Annotated in this window: 15 protein-coding genes; 6 read left to right on the forward strand and 9 right to left on the reverse strand. The window is 69.4% G+C overall.

The window, feature by feature from the left end; genetic code table 11:
- Positions 1-150: 150 nt before the first annotated feature.
- The 3 genes from J3476_RS21305 to J3476_RS21315 all read left to right on the forward strand — a co-directional run bounded on the left by J3476_RS21305 (position 151) and on the right by J3476_RS21315 (position 3,558).
- Positions 151-1,257: an AMP-binding protein gene (locus J3476_RS21305; RefSeq protein ID WP_207068344.1), complete on the forward strand. Its 1,107-nt coding sequence runs from the start codon at positions 151-153 to the stop codon at positions 1,255-1,257.
- 2 nt (positions 1,258-1,259) lie between these two features.
- Positions 1,260-2,633, forward strand: coding sequence for an aldehyde dehydrogenase family protein (locus J3476_RS21310; RefSeq protein WP_207068345.1), 1,374 nt, complete (start codon positions 1,260-1,262; stop codon positions 2,631-2,633).
- Between the two features lie 133 nt (positions 2,634-2,766).
- Positions 2,767-3,558: a FadR/GntR family transcriptional regulator gene (locus J3476_RS21315; protein WP_207068346.1), complete on the forward strand. Its 792-nt coding sequence runs from the start codon at positions 2,767-2,769 to the stop codon at positions 3,556-3,558.
- Here J3476_RS21315 and J3476_RS21320 read toward each other — a convergent pair.
- Positions 3,548-5,284: a DUF3556 domain-containing protein gene (locus J3476_RS21320; protein WP_207068347.1), complete on the reverse strand. Its 1,737-nt coding sequence runs from the start codon at positions 5,282-5,284 to the stop codon at positions 3,548-3,550. The genes J3476_RS21315 and J3476_RS21320 overlap by 11 nt on opposite strands.
- A gap of 177 nt (positions 5,285-5,461) precedes the next feature.
- Here J3476_RS21320 and J3476_RS21325 point away from each other — a divergent pair, with 177 nt between their 5' ends.
- The gene (locus J3476_RS21325) at positions 5,462-6,292 is read left to right on the forward strand and encodes a GAF and ANTAR domain-containing protein (protein WP_207068348.1); all 831 of its coding nucleotides are present in this window, start codon (positions 5,462-5,464) and stop codon (positions 6,290-6,292) included.
- A gap of 88 nt (positions 6,293-6,380) precedes the next feature.
- Positions 6,381-8,495 carry a catalase gene (locus J3476_RS21330; RefSeq protein ID WP_207068349.1) on the forward strand — a complete coding sequence of 705 codons (2,115 nt, stop codon included), beginning with the start codon at positions 6,381-6,383 and terminating at the stop codon, positions 8,493-8,495.
- Between the two features lie 124 nt (positions 8,496-8,619).
- On the opposite strand, the gene J3476_RS21335 is transcribed toward J3476_RS21330, so the two are convergent.
- Entirely contained in the window at positions 8,620-9,147 is a 528-nt protein-coding gene (locus J3476_RS21335) for a DoxX family protein (RefSeq protein ID WP_207068350.1), read from the reverse strand.
- 58 nt (positions 9,148-9,205) lie between these two features.
- Positions 9,206-10,645 carry a carotenoid oxygenase family protein gene (locus tag J3476_RS21340; protein WP_207068351.1) on the reverse strand — a complete coding sequence of 480 codons (1,440 nt, stop codon included), beginning with the start codon at positions 10,643-10,645 and terminating at the stop codon, positions 9,206-9,208.
- Between the two features lie 66 nt (positions 10,646-10,711).
- Here J3476_RS21340 and J3476_RS21345 point away from each other — a divergent pair, with 66 nt between their 5' ends.
- On the forward strand, positions 10,712-11,383 hold the full coding sequence (locus J3476_RS21345; RefSeq protein ID WP_207068352.1) for a TetR/AcrR family transcriptional regulator: 672 nt from the start codon (positions 10,712-10,714) through the stop codon (positions 11,381-11,383).
- A 25-nt stretch (positions 11,384-11,408) separates the two neighbouring features.
- Here J3476_RS21345 and J3476_RS21350 read toward each other — a convergent pair whose 3' ends face one another.
- The 6 genes from J3476_RS21350 to J3476_RS21375 are packed head-to-tail and all read right to left on the reverse strand — an operon-like array spanning position 11,409 to position 18,259.
- On the reverse strand, positions 11,409-12,698 hold the full coding sequence (locus J3476_RS21350) for a DUF1298 domain-containing protein (protein ID WP_207068353.1): 1,290 nt from the start codon (positions 12,696-12,698) through the stop codon (positions 11,409-11,411).
- Between the two features lie 16 nt (positions 12,699-12,714).
- Positions 12,715-13,497, reverse strand: a complete 783-nt coding sequence (locus tag J3476_RS21355; RefSeq protein ID WP_207068354.1) for a hypothetical protein — start codon at positions 13,495-13,497, stop codon at positions 12,715-12,717.
- Complete coding sequence (locus J3476_RS21360; protein WP_207068355.1) at positions 13,494-14,273, reverse strand: Mce protein; 780 nt, start codon at positions 14,271-14,273, stop codon at positions 13,494-13,496. The genes J3476_RS21355 and J3476_RS21360 overlap by 4 nt, the downstream gene beginning before the upstream one ends.
- Complete coding sequence (locus tag J3476_RS21365; protein ID WP_207068356.1) at positions 14,237-15,697, reverse strand: MlaD family protein; 1,461 nt, start codon at positions 15,695-15,697, stop codon at positions 14,237-14,239. Before J3476_RS21365 ends, J3476_RS21360 begins: the two co-directional genes overlap by 37 nt.
- A 1-nt stretch (position 15,698) precedes the next feature.
- The gene (locus J3476_RS21370; RefSeq protein WP_207068357.1) at positions 15,699-16,853 is read right to left on the reverse strand and encodes an MCE family protein; all 1,155 of its coding nucleotides are present in this window, start codon (positions 16,851-16,853) and stop codon (positions 15,699-15,701) included.
- Positions 16,850-18,259, reverse strand: coding sequence for an MCE family protein (locus J3476_RS21375; protein WP_207068358.1), 1,410 nt, complete (start codon positions 18,257-18,259; stop codon positions 16,850-16,852). Before J3476_RS21375 ends, J3476_RS21370 begins: the two co-directional genes overlap by 4 nt.
- Positions 18,260-18,395 lie beyond the last annotated feature (136 nt).

Genomic DNA, 18,395 nt, shown 5'->3' on the forward strand with positions numbered 1-18,395 from the left:
GCCAGCCTTCCACGCGGCGCAGCCGTCTCGTCCCCGATCCCGACCAACCCCGTGAGCGCCTGCCCGCTCCGCCGGGAATTCACCGGCCGGACAGCGGACGCTCACCGACGGTCCGCCGGCGCGCACCCGCAGCTGGGACACGATGAGCTGATGGCGTTCCCAGCCGCACGTCACGACCCGGTGCTCGACGTCCCGACAGCGACCGCACCCGAGCCGGGGGCGTACCTGCGCGCGGCGCTGGACTGGCATTTCAGCGCGGACACCGGGTCACCGTTCTGGCTGCGCATCGCTGAGATCCTGGATTTCGATCCGCGTGTCGAGGTGCGCGGCTACGACGACCTCGCCCGGTTCCCCGCCCTCGTCGACCGGTTGCGCGACGCCGCCGTCGAGGACCTCATCCCCCGCGGCTACGGGTGCCCCGCCCCGGTGCCGAAGGTGTTCGAGTCCGGCGGCACCACCGGTGCGCCGAAGCGCACCGCACAGCTGCCGGACTGGGTGGAGCAGGTCACCCGCTGGCAGGTCGAGGATTTCAGCGCCGGCGGCTTCGTCGCCGACGCCGGGCTGCTGGCACTGGTGCCGGGCGGACCGCACGGCGTCGGCTATTTCGACCGCGCGGTGGCCGAGCGGCTCGGGGCGCCGTGCCACACCGTCGACCTCGATCCGCGCTGGGTGAAACGCCTGGCGGCGCGCCCCGACCGACGCTCGGCCGCCGTGGTCGGCGACTACGTGTCACACGTGCTCGACCAGGCTCGCCACATCCTGCGCTCGCAACGGGTGACGAACCTGCACGCCACCCCGCCGCTGCTGGAGGCCATCGCCACCGACGCGGAACTGACCGATCTGGTGCGCCGGCGCATCCGCTTCATCCTGCTCAGCGGCGCGCACGTGGATGCCGACACCATGGACCTGTTCCGCGCAGTCTTCCCCGCCGCGGCCATCTCCATCGCCTTCGGCAGCACCATGATCCTGTCTCAGGCCGCCACCCGTATCGACGGCGACACAGCGATCTTCGATCCCCGCTCGCCCTACGTGGTGTTCTGGGTCGTCGACCCCGCCTCCGGTGAGCGGGTCGGCTACGGCGAGCGCGGGCAGGTGGTGATGCACCACATCAGCAAGGGCATGTTCATCCCCAACAACCTCGAACGCGACACCGCACTGCGGATGCCCGGCCCGGACGGCCAGATCGGTGACTCGCTGGCCGAGGTCGCGCCGGTGGCGGTGTTCGACGGCGAGCCGGTGATCGAGGGCGTGTACTGACCATGGCTGCAGCCCCTGCCGCACTCAATCTGGATGCGCTCGGGCCGGAGGGCGTCTACCGCACCCGGGCGCGCGAGGTCGTCACCGACACCGGCGGAGCTCCGGTGCTCGAGACGTCGGTGGCGCCGCGGCTGTACGTCACCCGAACGGTCGCCGCGCAGCGACGAGCCGCGCCGTTGCCCGTCAGCGAACGCGCCGCAGCGTTGGACCGCGCGGCCGAGCTGTTCACCTCGGCCACGCTCGCCGGGCTGGACTTCACCGACTACGTCGAGCTCACCTGCCGCATCACCGGATTGCCGATCGCCGTGGTCGAGACCGGTGCCCGCGCCGTCGCGTCGGCGGTGGCGACGACCTTCGACGCGGTGCGCGCGGCGCGGCCCGCCCGAACCGAACTGGACTGGCGCCACCAGAGCGAGGGCGCGATCTGGGCGCGGCGCGGCGAGGTGCTCGGTGTGCACGCCCCGGGCAACGCTCCCGGTGTGCACGGACTGTGGCCGCAGGCCCTGGCGCTGGGCTACCGCGTGGCGGTGCGGCCCTCGCGGCGCGAACCCCTGACCGCCCACCGGCTCGTGAGCGCGCTGCGGGCGGCCGGATTCCGGGACGTCGACGCCGGCTGTCTGCCGACCGGACACACCGGTGCCGACGACCTCGTGCGTGCGGTCGACCTCGCGCTGGTCTACGGCGGGCAGCATGTCGCCGACCGGTACGCCGACGACCCGACGGTGTGCGTCAACGGTCCCGGCCGCGCCAAGATCGTCGTCACCGCCGAGCAGGACTGGCGTGCCCACCTCGACGTCATCGTCGACTCGGTCGCGGCGCTGGCGGGCACGGCGTGTGTCAACGCCACCGCCGTGCTGTACGAGGGCGACGCCGGGCCGCTGGCGCGGGCGGTCGCCGAACGGCTCAGCGCGATGCCCGTGCTCCCTGCCGCCGACCCCCGTGCGGCGCTTCCCACGTCGGCGATCGGCAACGCCCGGGCAGTCGCCGACCGGCTGGCGCGCTGCGCGGTCGCGACAGAGCCCATCCTGGGCGCCGAGCAGGTGGTCGCCGACCTGGGCGGTGGCGTCGCGGCGTTGCGGCCCGCGGTGCATCTGCTCGACTCACCGGACCCGGTGACACTCGGGACGGAGCTGCCGTTCCCCTGCGTGTGGGTGGCGGGGTGGTCGCGCGACAACGGACTGGCACCGCTGCGCGACAGCCTCGTCGTCACCGCGATCACCGCCGACCAGACGCTGCTCGACAGCCTGGCCCGGGAGCCGTCGGTGACCAATCTCTACTGCGGCGCCGTCGCGACCCACCACGGGGCCCCGCACATCCCGCACGACGGATACCTGGCCGACTTCCTGATGCGCAACAAGGGGTTCGCCCGCCGCTGAGCCTTCCCGCGCTCGCGCTGGCAGTATCTGGGGCTGACCGCCGGTTCCGTCCGATGCCGCCCGGTAACAGCCCCACATGGTTTACTGAGTTGCACAGCTTTGTGGCAGCGGAGTCGACCGGGAGGAGGGTGCCGTGGCACGCAGCACTCCCCTGGCCCCGATGATCGGCGCCGACGCCGTGGCGTCCCGCACCGCGGTCCGGTCCCCCAAGACGGCCGAGCTGGTCGCCGGGACCCTGCGCCGCATGGTCGTGGAAGGCCAGCTCAAAGACGGTGACTTCCTGCCCAACGAAGCCGAGTTGATGGCCCACTTCGGCGTCAGCAGACCCACGTTGCGCGAAGCGGTCCGGGTCCTGGAGTCCGAGCGTCTGGTCGAGGTGCGGCGTGGCTCGCGGACCGGGGCGCGGGTGCGGGTGCCCGGTCCCGAGGTGGTGGCCCGCCCGGCCGGCCTGCTGCTGGAACTGTCCGGCGCGACGATCGCCGATCTGCTCACCGCCAAGTCGGCGATCGAGCCGATGGCGGCCCGGCTGCTCGCCGAGACCGGCACGTCCGAGGCATTCGACGAACTCGAACAGATGCTGGCCGGCCTGGTGGCCGAGGACCACCAGTCCGACCGTCTCGCCGAATCGACCGGCGCGTTCCACCTGCGGGTCGTGCAGCTGTCGGGCAACGCGACGCTGGGCATCGTCGCCGGCATGCTCCACGAGATCACCGTGCGGCACACCGCGTTCGTATTCAACGAGCGCCGGCCGGTGTCGCGGGACGACTACGAGAAACTGATGCGGTCCTACCGCAAGCTGCTGCAGTTCCTGCGCGCCGGCGACGCCGACCGCGCCGAGGCGCACTGGCGCAAACACCTCGACACCTCACGCGAGTTGCTGCTCACCGGGCTCGAAAGCGTTCCGGTGCGCGACGTCATGGGCTGACCGACGACGACCACGTCACGTGCACCGGCACCGTGTCGTCCCACGGCTGACGCGTGACCATGTCGGCGACCATCACATAGCCACGCTCGAACTCGCCGGTCGCGGCGTCGACCAACCGGTACTCCTGACGCTGTTTGTGGATGGGCTGGGCGTCGAGCACCAGCACCCGCACCTCCCCGGGCTCGAATCGGCAACGCTTCTGCAGCGCGGCGATCAGCTGCTCGTTGTGCATGTGCCCGTCGCCGAAGTTCCATCCGATCGCGGTGCTGCAGATCCGTTCACCGTCGGTGAGCACGTAGTCGGCTTCGTCGTGACCGGCCATCAGGCGGTGCGCCAGCGTGAACATCGCGCGGCCGTGGGTGTTGAACGACCGGAAGGCGTAACCCATGTACTGGTACATCTCGGCGGTTTCCCTACTGCCGTAGAACTTCTCCATCTGCGCGGCCGGCATGCTCGCGATCGCGACGATGCCGTTCTCGATCTTGACCGCCGCCGACGGTTTGATGCACCACAGCGAGGTGTCCCAGTTACCGGCGTAGTAGCGCATACCGGGCAGGAAGGAAACCTTGCGCGGGAACAGGTTTCCGATCACCACCGTCCCCGCCGACACCGCGAACAGCACCAGCGGCCAGGGGCTGTTGAGGTCACCGAGACCGATGCCGGCGTTGCCGACGAACAACGCCAGCACACTGAACATCATGAAGACATTCCACTCCAGCGGCACCCCCATCGGGATGGCCGACAGGATGCCGAAGTGGAAGCACAGCATCACGATCGCGGCGATCGCGGTGACCCAGCCTCCGTGGGAGAAGAACAGCACCAGCGGCACCAACATCTCGATGGCGGTCGAGAAGTGGGCCAGCCAGCGCGAGGCCCGGCCCGGACGTAGGTCGTCGGGGAAATGCTCGAAGAATCTGCGCTTGATCGAGCGGGGCCGGATCACCGGGTTGTTGCTCATCATCGTCGAGATGACGAACGGGAAGTGCTTGTTGAGTTTCGACGTGGCCGCGCCCATCCAGATCACCAGGCACACGAGCTTGGCGGCCAGGACGATGTCGGCACCACTGAACAGGAAGCACACCGCCAGCGCGCCGTAGACCTCGCCGCGGGCAGCGAGGAAGATCACCTTGTCGCGCAGGCCTGCGAGCGCCAGCAGCGTCAGGATCGCCACCGTCTGCCACACGGGCAGCACCCCGACGTCGGATCCGAGCTCGGGGATGGGTCCGGAGCCGTCGGAGAACAGGGCGACCACGAGCATCACCAACAGCCCGGCGTAGAGCGCCACGTCGACCGGACCGCGGGTGTCACCGGAGGTCAGCGGCACCCGGGAGGGCCAGGGTGGCAACCGGATCGTGTTCGGCCGCAGCCAGTAGAGGATGGACCCCATCGGCGGGAAGAATCGGTTGTTCAGCGGCCCGAATCCGCAGCCGAGACCGACGACCTCGAACAGCATCGTGTAGAGCACGACCTTCTGGTAGACGATCGGCTCGGCATACCAACTACTGACGTTCGTGAATCCGTCTATCCCGGTCGTGGTCAGCACGACCAGCCACGCGCCCAGCACGTACAACAGAATCTTCAGCACGTAGAAGAGGTGCATGACGACCCTGGTGCCGAAGCCGACCTCGGCCCAGTGCCGAGCCATCGGCACGATCCTCTCGGCGCGCGTGCCCTTGCTCCATTCGGCGTAGTCGACGACGGGCGCGTCCTGCTTGAGAAAACCCATGGGGATCAGATTAGAACGTGTTCCAGTTCGACTGAGGTGAACCGCGCCAAAACGGCGTGAACCCGGCCGCGGCGGGTCCGCGACGAGGTCTGTGACAATGGTCCGATGCCTGCTCCGCACGGGGGTCCGATGCCTGCTCCGCACGGGGGTCCGATGCCTGCTCCGCACGGGGGTCCGATGCCTGCTCCGCACGAGAGCCCGACGGCCGCTGCGCACGAAAGCCCGACGGCCGCTGCGCACCAGACGTCAGGCTCCCGCGACGGCGCATCGCCCGCCGATCCGCCGCACGCGTTCGCCGACGTGGCGGCACTGCTGGACCTCGACGACGCGCAGTTCGACACGCTCAAGGTGCTGGGCCGGGCGCTGCACGTCAACGAGGCCGACCTCACCCGGACGTTGGAGGCAATCCTGCGCTCGGCGACCTCGGTGATCCGGTGCGCCGATCACGCCGGGGTGAACCTGCTGGTGCGCGACCGCCTCGAACCGCAGGCCACCCTCGGGTCCGCACCACCGCGGTTGGACGCCCTGCAGCAACGCACCGGTGTGGGGCCGTGCTTCGACGCTTCGCGCGAGCAGTGCGTGATCACCGTGGCCGACATGGCCTGCGAATCCCGCTGGCCCGAGTTCGCGTCGACAGCACTCGAGTTGGAGGTGCATTCGATGCTGTGCGTGCCGCTGTGGGTCGACGACCGGCGGCTGGGCTCGGTGAGCCTGTACAGCGCGACGACGCAGGCCTTCGACGCCGCGGCGGGGCAACTGGCCGATCTGTACGCCACGCACGCTGCGGTGGCCCTCGCCGACGCGCAACGCACCGATCAGCTCAGACGCGCGATGGCCAGCCGCGACGTGATCGGGCAGGCCAAGGGCGTGCTGATGGAACGGCACCGCATCACCGGCGACGAGGCGTTCGAGATGTTGAAGCAGGCGTCGCGCCGAGCGAACCGCAAGCTCGTCGACGTCGCCGAGAGCCTGGCGGTCACCGGCGAGCTACCGCAGCCGTCTGATTGAACCGCGGACTTTCGGGTACAGGCCGGGGGCCGGATCTCCGCCACGCCAGACCCGCGGGCGGCCGGCACGCGACGCAGGAAGTTCTTCCATGCCCCCTTCACGTAAACCATCGCAAGCTGCTCCCCGACCGACGAGCGCGACCGGCGCCCGACTCGACGACGTCGTCGACGGCCAGGATCCCCGCGCTCAGCAGGGCGAGTACCTCACCACCGCACAGGGTGTCCGGATCCCGGACACCGACCACTCACTGAAGGCCGGATCACGCGGCCCGACCCTGCTCGAGGATTTCCACCTCCGGGAGAAGATCACCCACTTCGACCACGAGCGAATTCCCGAGCGCGTCGTGCACGCCCGCGGCGCCGCCGCGCACGGCGTGTTCGAGTCCTACGGCACCGCGGCATCGGTGTGCAAGGCCGGGTTCCTCGGCAAGAAGGGCACGAAAACGGATGTGTTCTGCCGCTTCTCGACGGTGTTGGGCTCGCGCGGCTCCGCCGACACCGTGCGCGACACCCGCGGCTTCGCCGTCAAGTTCTACACCGAGGAGGGCAACTTCGACCTCGTCGGCAACAACATGCCGGTGTTCTTCATCCAGGACGGCATCAAGTTCCCCGACGTGATCCACGCGGGCAAGCCGCACCCGGACCGGGAGATCCCCCAGGCGCAGTCGGCGCACGACACCTTCTGGGACTTCGTGTCGCTGCACACCGAAGCCACCCACCACGTCATGTGGAACATGAGCGACCGCGGCATACCGCGCTCGTACCGCACGATGGAAGGGTTCGGCGTGCACACCTTCCGGCTGGTCAACGCCGAGGGCGAGACCAGTCTGGCGAAGTTCCACTGGAAGCCGGTGGCCGGGGTGCACTCGCTGGTGTGGGAGGAGGCGCAGATCGCGGCCGGCTGCGATCCCGACTTCCACCGCCGCGACATGGCCGACGGCATCGACGAGGGGGCGTTCCTCGAGTACGAACTGGGCGTGCAGGTGATGCCCGACGACGGCTCGGAGACCCACTCCGGCATCGACCTGCTCGACCCGACGAAGATCGTCCCGGAGGAACTGGTGCCGGTGCAGCCGATCGGCAAGCTGACCCTCAACCGCAACCCCACCAACTACTTCGCCGAAACCGAGCAGGTCGCCTTCCACACCGGCCACTTCGTACCGGGCATCGAACCGACCAACGATCCGCTGATGCAGGCCCGCCTGTTCTCCTACCTGGACACGCAGCTGACCCGGCTGGGCGGGCCCAACTTCTCGCAGCTGCCCATCAACCGGCCGCGCTGCCCGGTCAACGACATGCTGCGCGACGGTATGCACCAGACGGCGATCCACACCGGCCAGGCGCCCTACCGGCCCAACAGCATCGACGACGGCGAGCCCGTCGTCGCCGGAGCCGACGAAGGCGGCTATGTGCAGACCCCGAGACAGGTGGACGGACCGGCGGAGCGGGCCCAGCCCGCGTCTTTCGACGACCACTTCACCCAGCCGGCGATGTTCTACCGCAGCCTCACCGAGGTGGAGAAGGTCCATCTCGTCGAGGCCTTCACCTTCGAGCTCGGCAAGTGCTACGAGCAGGCCATCAAGGAACGCCAACTGCAGGTCCTCGCCAACGTCGACACCCAGCTGTGCGAGCAGGTGGCGGCCGGGTTGGGCCTGCCCGCACCGACCGGCAATCCGCCGGCCGACGTCGAGGTGTCGCCCGCGCTGTCGCAGATCGTGGACACCCCCGGTCCGATCGACGGCCGCAAGATCGGCATCATCGCCGCGGCGGACTCCGATCTGGCGGGCGTCGGCGCGCTCACCGAGGCGATCGAGGACCGCAAGGCCAGCGTGCTGGTGACCGCCCCGTTCGGCGGTGTGCTGGAGTCCGGGCGGCACCAAGCGGTCATCGAGCGCACCCTGTTGACGGCGCGCTCCATCGAGTACGACGCGCTCGTCGTCGCCGACGGCACCCGGCCGACCGGCGACATCAAGCTGGTGTTGTTGCTGCAGGAGGCCTACCGGCATTGCAAGCCGATAGCGGCGTGGGGTGACGGCGTCGAGGCGCTCACCGCAGCCGGTATCGACCCCGACGCACCGGGTGTCCTGGTGGCGAAGAAGGTCGACAAGGACTTCGGCGAGGCACTGGCGAACATGGTCGGCCTGCACCGGGTGTGGGACCGGGCACCTGCCGTGATGGCCTCGAAGGTGGCGCCGGCGGACTGACGGCCGGGACCGGCCGCCATCCCCGGCGGCCGGTCGCAGGCCCCGGTCTTGGCCGCCGGGCGGTCGCAGGCCCGGTCTCGGCTGCCGGGCGGTCGCAGGCTCCGGTCTTGGCCGGCGGCCGGTCTCAGGCTCCGGTCTTGGCCGGCGGCCGGTAGAAGATCACCAGCTGACCGATGCCGCCGGCCAGGCCCAGGACCGCGGCGATCACCAGACCCCACCAGCCGTGCAGCAGGTCGTAGAAGCCGGTGCCGCTGAACAGCAGGTAGTCGAGGCTGAGCTTGCCGGCCCCGATCGTGGCCACCGCGACCGCGGACACTGCCAGCACCAGGTTGTACTCCCAGCCCTCCTTGACGATGAAGAAGCCGTTGTCCTTGTGCACCGTCCACGCGGCCACCAGCATCAGCGCGACGAAGCCGGCCGCCGGCACCGGGGTGAGCAGGCCGACCGCCAGACCGAGGCCCGCGGCCATCTCGGTGGTGGCGGCGACACGGGCGTGGAACATGCCCGGCTTCATGCCCATGCTGTCGAACCAGCCGGCAGTGCCGCTCAGTCCGCCCTTTCCGAAGAACTTGTTGTAGCCGTGCGCGGCCATGGTCAGACCCAGCACGACCCGCAGGATGAGCACGCCGACATCGAGAGCAGTGTCATACATGCAACAGAATGTAGGCCATCTGTCACGTCGGCACCGACCTACCCCGGCTCTGGGCCCGTCAGTCGGCAGGCACCCAGTTGCCGTGGAAACCGGAGGGGACGCGGTGCGGCAGCGCGATGCTGGCGACCTCGTCGAGGGTCTGGGCGTCCAGGAACGCCAACTCGCTGCGGTCGGTGCGGCGATCGTAGACGAAGCCCATCAGCACACCGTCGTCCTCGGCGGCCACCGGTGACGACGGCTGGAACACGAACTCACCCACCACCTTGTCGGCGCCGAAGGAGTGGGCCGTAGTGGAGCTGCCGACGAAATCGTGTTTGAGCAGGGTGTCACCGCCATCGCTGTCGCCGACGTAGGGCGCGTACCCGTAACGATGGCGCTTGCCGACGCGCCGCTCGTCGACGCGCGGGAACTCCTGCGGCCGGTCGTCGATCCGCGACTCCCGCACCTTGCCGTCAGCGAGGTCGACGGTCCACCGCTCCAGCGTGGGCGGACCCTCGTCGGGCCCGGAACGGTTGGTGTCGAACATCTTCGGATGTCGGATGACGTCGAGGACGATGGTGGTGTCGTCCGACTCGTAGGCGTTCATCGGGTGGAAGACGTAGCACGGCTCCACGTCGAACCAGCGCACATCACGGTTGCCGCCCTCGCGCGGCATCACCCCGATCCGGGCCGGATAGTTCGGGTCCCACGAGTAGGGAAAGCGGCGGTCCGACGACGGGCCCTTCGGTCTGCGCGCGGCGAGCGGGTCCGGGATGCGGATCCGTCCGATCACCGCGGAGAGCATCAGCCGCGCCGGAAGCCGCAGGGCGCGAGGCACTCCCATGGTGGCCGCGGTCCGCACGTCGAAGGTGACCGGAAGATCGTAGAACACGACGTAGCGCTCGGTCAGGGAGAAGTCGTGCATCATCGGGCTGCCGCCGACGTCGATGTCCACGGTGCGCCGGGCACGGCCGTCGGCGCCGATCACGGAGTACTGCACGGTGTTTCCCCGCAGCATGCTGTAGGACACCGCGTGCAGTTCGCCGGTGTCGGGATCACGTTTGGGGTGCGCGGTGTAGCCGCCGGTCAGCGTGCCGTCGAAGTCGCACGGGCCGACGGTGTCCAGCTCCTCGGTCAGTTCGTAGTTCGCCACGCCGGCCTCGATCAGTGCGAGCGTCTTGCCCGCGCGTCCGATGACGTTGGTGTTGGCGCCGATTCCCGAGATCGCGACGTCTCCGGCCGGCACCGGCTCCCCCAGCGCGCGCGCCGCCTGCGGCCCCCGCACCCACCGGTTGCGATACCACTCGGCGCGCCCGTCGCGGATGCGGATTCCGTGCACCATACCGTCGCCGATGAACCAGTGATACAACGCGGGGTCGATCTCGCCGATCGGGTTCGGCCCGTTGCGCAGATAGCGGCCGTCGAGATAGCCGGGAAGGTGGCCGGTCACCTCGAGGTCGGTCAGCGTGTGCTCTTCGGCGATCGGAGCGAACACTCCGCTCAGATAGCGGTTCGTCATGCCCGCCTCCCTATAACAGCGTTATATACCGCCTCTGTATAACACCGTTATGGCACGATGACAACCATGAGTGCGAAGGAGTCGTTGGTTGTGGCCGGCGTGCGGCTCCTGGAACGCGACGGCCTGGACGCGCTGAGCGCGCGCAACGTCGCCGCCGAAGCGGGCACCTCGACAATGGCCGTCTACACCCACTTCGGCGGCATGACCAAGCTGGTCGACGCCATCGCCGTCGACGTCTTCGTGCGCTTCACCGCGGCACTGACCGAGGTCCCCCACACCGACGACCCGGTGGCCGATTTTCTCGCGATGGGGCTCGCGTACCACCGCTTCGCCCTGGCCAATCCGCAGCGCTACCAGCTGATGTTCGGCACCGCCGCACCGGCGTCGCTCACCCGGTTCCGGGCCGACCTGACCGTGACCGGCAGCGCGACCAACCGCAGCGAGCTCGCCGAATCGTTCGGGGCGCTGCGCGACGGCGTGCGCCGGATGATCGCCGCGGGCCGCATCCGGCCCGACGACGAGTTGGCCGTCGCGGGCCGGCTGTGGAGCGTCAACCACGGCGCGGTGCTGCTGGAGATGGCGGGCTTCTTCGGGCACGAAGGGCACGGGCTGACCCAGATCCTGGGCCCGCTGATCATCGACACGCTGGTCGGGATGGGTGACGAGAGAGCCGCCGCCACACAGTCGTTGGCGAGCGTGGTGGCCGCGCAACCCGCGGATGCCCAGCCCCTCAGCTAGCGGGTCCTCTCAGCTCGCGGGGCCCTCAGCTCGCGGGGCCATCAGCTCGCGGGCCATTCAGCGCGCGGGCGAGGCGTTCGACGTAGGCGTCGACGTCGTCGACGGCGAATTCGGCGGCGTGGACGCTGACGGCCACGGTGTCGCCCAGCCCGTGCACGCCGTGTGTCAGGCCCATCATCGGTGACAGACCGGGGAACCCGGTGGTGAACAGCACCGGCGAGGTGCCGAGAACAAGGTCCTTCGCGCCCCGGTTGACGCTCGACACGACCGTGTTCCCGGTAGCCGTGTCGGACCGCACCGTCGGATCGAATTGCCTGACACCCCAGCGCAACAGCGGTGCCGGCACAGCCGCAAAGGCCGCGCTCGCGGTCACCATCGCCGGATGGTTGGCCCGCCTGCGGCGCTGGTGCAACTCGGCACTGATCGCCCGGCACCGGACGGCGAACGGCAGCTGCGGGTGCAGTCCGACGCCGACGTTGCCGAAGTGGTTGTGGGCCCGGCGTGGGCCCGCCTTGGTCATCGGTACCTCGGCGCCGAGTTGCGTGGTGTCCTCACCCAACTCCTCGAGATGCCCGGACAGCGCGCCCGCCACTGCGGCCAGCACGCTCACGGTCACGGTCGGGCCCGGCAGACGACGTCGGTCGCACAGCACCGTGCGGAGGTACCGCCGGCCCTCGGGCCGTGCGTTGCTGGGCAACACCGGCCGTGACTTCGCCTGCGGCGGAACGAGTCCGGCAGCGGTGTCGCGGACCAGCCTGCGGTGCGCCCGCGCCGCCGCAGCGGCCCGCCGCACCCAGGACCATTCCGGATGTCCGGCGACGTCGCAGGACGGGACCGGCGCGTCCCGGCCGAACAGCCAGGCCGCCAACGCCGCAGAGCGTTGTCCGTCGCCCAATGCGTGCGACATCTGCAGCACCGCCACCGCCCCGGTCGCGGTGCCCGGGCCGCGGAGTTCGGCGACCGTGGGAAAGACATGCAGACGCCATGGCGCCACCCGCGCGTCGAGCTGGTCGTCGCCGAGGTCGGCGATGGCGGCCAGACACGCCGACCACGACGCGTCGGCAGGCCGGTGCACCGTGAAGCGGTCGGCCTCTACTGCACACGGCTGCCACTGCGGGTACGTCCAGAACCCCGCCTCGGCGACCCGTACTGTCAGCGCGGCACATCCTCCGGCGCGGCTGCGGATCTCCTGTAGCGCCGACCCAGGATCGGCCAGTTCGCCGTCGAACGCGTAGACCAGGAACTGATCGTTCGGGATCGCCGATGCCATCCAGTACATCTGCGCGTCGACCGCTGCCAGCCGACGCGATGTCATGACAGCAGGATCCGGCCTACACCGGGTCGAACGCCGAGATCAGCCAGCGGCCGTCGACCTTGTCCAGGGTCACCCGCACGCTGGACGCCGTGTCGGTCGGCGGCTGCTGACCCACGGTGACGGTCTGGTTGACGAACAGCAGCACCACAGCGTGATCGGGGTCCGCCGACACCGGCGCCGCGGCCGGAACCGATGCCAGGGCGGCGATCTGCTGCTCCTTGGCGCCGGGGATGACCACATCGGTCGTCAGATCCGTGTAGGACTGCTGGAACTCGCCGGTCAGCAGATTGCGCGCCGCGCCGAGCTGCTGTTCGACGGTGTCCGGTGAGTACGACAGCAGCGCGATGGTGCTCTCGGTTGCGGCCTGCGTGGCGGCATCGGCGGCGTCTTCGGCGATGCGCGCGGAGTTGGCCTGCCACTTCAGGAAACCGGCGGTCAGCGCCAGCAGCAGGGCCAGCGCAGGCAACAGTCCGAACGCGACGACCTTCGACCAGGGCACCGCACGCTTCGGCGCAGGGGTCGCGACCGGCTCGGCGGGCGTGGCATCGCCGCGCTTCTCGTCACCGGACTCCCCGGGAGCATCCGTGGCATCGGCCTGCTCGGTGGCATCGGCATCTTCGGTGACGGCCTCTTCGGTGGCGTCAACCTGATCCGCGGCGTCGGCCTCTTCGGTGGATGCGGCCCGCTCGGTGGCGTCGGCCTGTCCGGCGTCAGTCGCAGCTGTCTGCTCGGCGCCGGTCGCGGTGCCGCCGCCGTCCTCGGTCGTGTCGTCCTTCTTGTCCTTGCTGTCCCCGCTCACGGCACAAACTCCACGTTCGACACCTTGGCCTCGTCACCGACCTTCTCCACTGAAATCCGCATCCGCCAGGCCCGCGGCGCCTGGTCGGGCGCGCCGGCGTTCGATGTGCGCACCGTGACCGCCACGAGCACCTGGGCCTCGTTGTCGGAGAACGACTCCAGGCCGGCCTCGGCGATGGTGCCCTCCGAGGTGGACTGGGCCTGCTTGACGACCTCCACGAACGGCTCGGCACGCCGCTGGAAGTCGTCGTAGAACGTGCCGGTCGCCGAATCGAGGATGCGCTGGACGTCGGCCTCGGCGTTCTCGTAGCCGATGGTCGTAAGGTTGAGGGCACCCTGACGCCCTACCTGCAGGTAGAGGCTGCGCAGATCCTGGGTCTGCTGGGCCTGGTAGGCCTGGAAGCCGAGCCAGCCGGTCAGTCCCGCCAGCGCCACCACCGCGACGAGACCCGCGATGAGCGCGATCTTGACGTGCGACATCGGCGCGCGGGCCGGTGCGGCCTCGTCGGCGACAACGCCCTCGGCGTCGTCGGCCTCCTCGGTGCCCTCAGCCTCAGTGTCCTCAGCCTCGGTGTCCTCAGCTTCGGCGTCCTCGTCAGCATTGGTCGCAGTGGCGGCCTCGGCGGTGGCTGCTGACTCCGGCTTCCCCGTCTCGGGCACGTCGGAAGCGGTCGAATCGGGCTCGACCGCGCCGGATGCCTCCTTGTCGGTGGTCCCTGCCGAATCCGCCCTCGACGTCGTCAATTCCCCGTCGGGGGCAGCAGCATCGTCTGCCATGTTCGCTCCTCTGCGGCACTGTCGGCCAGATTGGACTGTGTGTACACCCGTCCGTCCGGTCCAACGTACGTGCCGCTCGCCGGGTCGTACTCCGCGGCCGCTATGGGTGGCGGCGCCGGAGCCGGTGGCGGAGCTGCGTCTGCAGGTGGCGAACCCGGCGGCAACTGGGGGACGTCCTGACCGGACAGTGTCGCGTTCGGGTCGCCCTTCCAGTTCCAGCCGTCGTTGAGCGGCACGTAGTTCTCGTCGCTTTCACACATCTTGACAGTCGGGGCCCGCTTGCCGGGCACCGTCTGGCACGGCAGGTTACGCGCGCCGCGGACGTTGAAGGGGCCGTCCTGTGGCACCCGGCAGTACACGTCGCCGGCGGGACGGTCCGGGTAGTCCTCGAATGTCGGCGCCCGCTGCTGCTGGGCCGGCAGGAACCCGGTGGTGCACGGCGGGGGAACGTTGAGGTTCAAGTTGAACACCAGCGAATCGCCCATGTAGTCCTGCTTGGTGCCGTTCTTGGGCACGCCGATCGCCTGGGTCACCGAGGTGCCCTGCGGCAGCAGCACCAGCAACTGCTCGAGGCCCGCCTGGTAGGCGACCGCGACCTCACCGGTGCTGACCAGGTTCGCCAACACGATCGGCAGCGTGGGCTGCAGTTCGTCGAACAGCGCCCGCACCTCTTCGGCCGCGCCCGGGCCCCGGTCGAGGATGCCCGCCACCGAGGCGTCCTCCTGCTGCAGCTGGCCGGTGATACCGGCCAGATTCCGGGCCCAGGCCTGGATCGAGTCGGAGGTGTCGGTCTGGGAGTTCAGCACGGGCTGAACGTCATCGACCAACGTCGTCAACGAGTCCAGGTTGTCCCGGGCGTCGATGGCCAGCGTCGTCGATCCGTTGACCAGCCGGCGCAACTCGGGCCCCAGCCCACCGACCGCGATGTACGCCTCGTCGATGACCGTGCGCAGGTTGTCCTTCGGGATCGCGGCAAGACCTTCGTTGGTGAGGTCGAGCACCGTGTTGACGTCGGGCGGCATCCGGACCCGGTCGACCGGGATCTCGTCGCCGTTGCGCAGTTCCGGTCCGTCTCCACTCTGTGGCAGCAGCTGGACGAACTGCTCGCCCACCGCCGACTGACTGCGTACCTCGGCGATCAGATCCGCCGGAATCGACACGCCCGAATCGAGCGACAACACCGCCGCCACACCGGTATCGGTCAGCGCCACGCTGTCGACGATGCCGACCTGCGAACCGCGGTAGGTGACGTTGGCCCGGTCGTAGAGGCCGCCGGTCTCGGGCAACTCCAGGGTGACGCGGTACTGGCCGACACCGAGCAACTGGGGCAACCGCATGTAACCGAACACCATGATCGCCACCGCCGTGAAGGCCACCACGGAGAAGATCGCCAGCTGGATCATCATCTGTCTGGTCACTCGCATGTCAACGCCCCTGGTCGAAACGGTACGGCGCGACCAGCGGGTTGCCCCCCGGCGGCGGAACGTTCTGGTTGCACGGGCTGGGCATCTGCCCGATCGTGCGGCCCCACTGCAACTCCAGCCAGGTCAGGTTGCACTCGAAGCGGGTGCCGGTGAAGAACCCCTGATCGATGCGCGACAGGGTCAGATCCACCACCAGTGTCAGGTTGGCGTAGTCGCCGCGCATCCAGTTGGTCAACGTCTCCTTCGGGAACGGGAACGTCGGCAGAAAGCTCAGGGCCCGCGTCAGGGCGGGTCCGGCATCGGCGAGCGACTGCAGCACCGGGCCGATGTCCTTCAGCTCGGCGACCAGGGATTCCCTGGTCTGGTTCACCGAGTCGGCGGCCAGCGCACTGAACCGTCCCAGCTGCACCAACGCCTCCGCGAGCGTCTCGCGCTGATCGCGCAGGACCGCCAACGCGTCCGGGATGGTCTGTAATGCCCTGTCCACCACGGGTTTCTGCTCGGCGATCTGCCCGACCAGATCGTTGAGGCTCTCCGCGGTGGCGATGATGTCGTCGGTCTGGTCGTCGAGGTGCCCGATCGCGATGTCGAGCTGTTCTATCAGGCTGCGCAGATCGTTCTCCCGCCCGGTGAACGCGGTCGACAACGCCTCGGTGATGTCCTGGATGTCGCCCAGCCCGCCGCCGTTGAGCAGCAGCGCGACGGCGGCCAGCGCCTGTTCGGTGGTCGGGTACGCCCCCGAGGACGCCAGCGGGATCAACGCGCCCTCGGTCAGGCGGCCCTGCGGCGCTTCGTCGGTGGGCGCGGACAACTCGATGTGCTGAGAACCCAGCAGGCTGGTCTGGCCGACCCGGGCGGTCGCGTTGGCAGGCAACACGACGTTGCCGTTCAGCGTCATGGTGACCAGCGCGTGCCAGCCCTGCCGTTCGATCTCCGAGACCGTGCCGACGTTGACGTCGCCGACGCGGACCCGCGAGTTGCGTTCGACGTTGTCGACGTCCGGCATCTGGGCCTGCACGGTGAACGATCCCGGCCCGCCACCCTGGGTGCCGGGAAGTGGGATCGAATTCAGCCCCTGCCAGCCGCATCCCGACAGCGTCAGCGCCATGGCCAGCGCGGCGACGCCACCCGCGCGCCGTGTCCTCGCCGCGGTCATGAGCCACCTCCCGGCGGAACCATCATGCCCATCAATCCGTCGGTCGGGTTGGTCGGCACCGCCTCGGGAACATTGGTCGGCACCGCCTCCGCCGGAAGCAGGGGTCCGCTCACGGTGTCCGGAGTCGGTCCGCTCGGCGGGGGTACCGGAGCCGGGCCCGCCTCCGCTGGCAGCGGGGCGCTCCCCATCGGCGCCGGCTGACCGGCCGGTGGCGGGCCGGCCGGCTGCGCCCCGCCAGGCGGGATGTAGTCCGGCCGCAGCCAGTCTTCGCTGTAGGTCAGCTCATTGGGCCGCGTCGAGGCGCCGACGAGCTGATTGATGCCCAACGGCAGGAAGTTGTACTGCCGGTTCTTGATGATCGGCGCCAGGTACTGCACACAGAGCTTGGCCGACTGTTCGGCACCCAGCCGGGACGCGGCCTGCACTGCGCCGCACAGGAACTGGATGGGGTTGGCGAAGTTGTTGATCTGGGGCACGCTGCTGACCGAGCCCTGGGCGGGCTGCCAGATGTTGACGTAGTTCTGGAACGTGTTGGGCGCCAGATGCAGGAACTGCTTGACGTCGTCGAGGCTGTCGTTGAGCGCCTGGGTGACCCCGGCCAGTTTCTCCGACGTGGTGCCCAGCGCGTCGCGATTGTCGGCGACGAAACTCTGCACCTCACCCACGGCGACGTTGAGGTCACGCACCGCGGTCGCGACCTCGTCGGGATCGTCGGCGAGCAGCCCGGTCACCGACGCCAGGTTCTGGTTGAGCTGACGCATCAGGTCGGTGCTGTCCTGCAGCGCCGACACCAGGGTCGCGAGGTTCTTGATCGTCGAGAAGATGTCAGTGCTCTTGTCACCCAGCGCCGAGAACGCCTGCGACAGTTTGACGACCGTGTCGCGGATGTTGGCGCCCTGTCCGCGCAGGTTGTCGGCGGTGGTGTTGATCACCGACCCCAGCGGGCTGACCCCGCCCGGCTCGGTCGGCTGCAGCGTCTCGCTGAGCACCTGCAACTGCCGGCGCACCTGGTCCCACTCGACCGGCACAGCAGTGCGCTCGATCGGGATCACGGTGTCGTCTTCCATCACCGGCCCGCCCGTGTAGGCGGGCGTCAGCTGGATCGCGCGCGAGGTCACCAGCGCCGGCGACAGGATCGCGGCGTTGGCATCCGCGGGGACGTCGTAGCGGTCGTCGTACCAGAACGAGATCTTCACCCGCTCGGGCTGAGGCTCGATCGAGACGATGCTGCCGACCGGCACCCCCAGGATGCGCACGTCGTCACCCTCGTAGATGCCGTTGCTGTTCTCGAAGTAGGCCACCACGTTCACGCGGTTGACTTTGTCGGTGGTGCGCACCAGCACCGCGACACCGGCGACCAGCAACGCGGCGAGCACGACGGCCACCCAGGTTCTGGGGTTTCTCATGGCGTGTCCTCCACCGGAACGAGCGGCGGCGCCTCACCCGGGGCCGGAACATAGATCGGGTTCGGTGTCGGTGACGGCATGGACGCCAGGCCCGGCGGCGCCTCGGCCGGTGGGCCGGGCGGGGGTCCGCCCGGCG

Source organism: Mycobacterium sp. PO1 (genome assembly GCF_017312405.1).
In the GTDB taxonomy this organism is placed as follows: Bacteria; Actinomycetota; Actinomycetes; order Mycobacteriales; family Mycobacteriaceae; genus Mycobacterium.

What these genes read in the sequence shown, in the direction of transcription:
- J3476_RS21320 (WP_207068347.1), bottom strand. Translation starts at nt 5,284, where the DNA reads ATGGGTTTTCTCAAGCAGGACGCGCCCGTCGTCGACTACGCCGAATGG.
- J3476_RS21335 (WP_207068350.1), bottom strand. Translation starts at nt 9,147, where the DNA reads ATGTATGACACTGCTCTCGATGTCGGCGTGCTCATCCTGCGGGTCGTG.
- J3476_RS21340 (WP_207068351.1), bottom strand. Translation starts at nt 10,645, where the DNA reads ATGACGAACCGCTATCTGAGCGGAGTGTTCGCTCCGATCGCCGAAGAG.
- J3476_RS21345 (WP_207068352.1), top strand. Translation starts at nt 10,712, where the DNA reads ATGAGTGCGAAGGAGTCGTTGGTTGTGGCCGGCGTGCGGCTCCTGGAA.
- J3476_RS21310 (WP_207068345.1), top strand. Translation starts at nt 1,260, where the DNA reads ATGGCTGCAGCCCCTGCCGCACTCAATCTGGATGCGCTCGGGCCGGAG.
- J3476_RS21305 (WP_207068344.1), top strand. Translation starts at nt 151, where the DNA reads ATGGCGTTCCCAGCCGCACGTCACGACCCGGTGCTCGACGTCCCGACA.
- J3476_RS21370 (WP_207068357.1), bottom strand. Translation starts at nt 16,853, where the DNA reads ATGACCGCGGCGAGGACACGGCGCGCGGGTGGCGTCGCCGCGCTGGCC.
- J3476_RS21360 (WP_207068355.1), bottom strand. Translation starts at nt 14,273, where the DNA reads ATGGCAGACGATGCTGCTGCCCCCGACGGGGAATTGACGACGTCGAGG.
- J3476_RS21365 (WP_207068356.1), bottom strand. Translation starts at nt 15,697, where the DNA reads ATGCGAGTGACCAGACAGATGATGATCCAGCTGGCGATCTTCTCCGTG.
- J3476_RS21375 (WP_207068358.1), bottom strand. Translation starts at nt 18,259, where the DNA reads ATGAGAAACCCCAGAACCTGGGTGGCCGTCGTGCTCGCCGCGTTGCTG.
- J3476_RS21350 (WP_207068353.1), bottom strand. Translation starts at nt 12,698, where the DNA reads ATGACATCGCGTCGGCTGGCAGCGGTCGACGCGCAGATGTACTGGATG.
- J3476_RS21325 (WP_207068348.1), top strand. Translation starts at nt 5,462, where the DNA reads ATGCCTGCTCCGCACGAGAGCCCGACGGCCGCTGCGCACGAAAGCCCG.
- J3476_RS21330 (WP_207068349.1), top strand. Translation starts at nt 6,381, where the DNA reads ATGCCCCCTTCACGTAAACCATCGCAAGCTGCTCCCCGACCGACGAGC.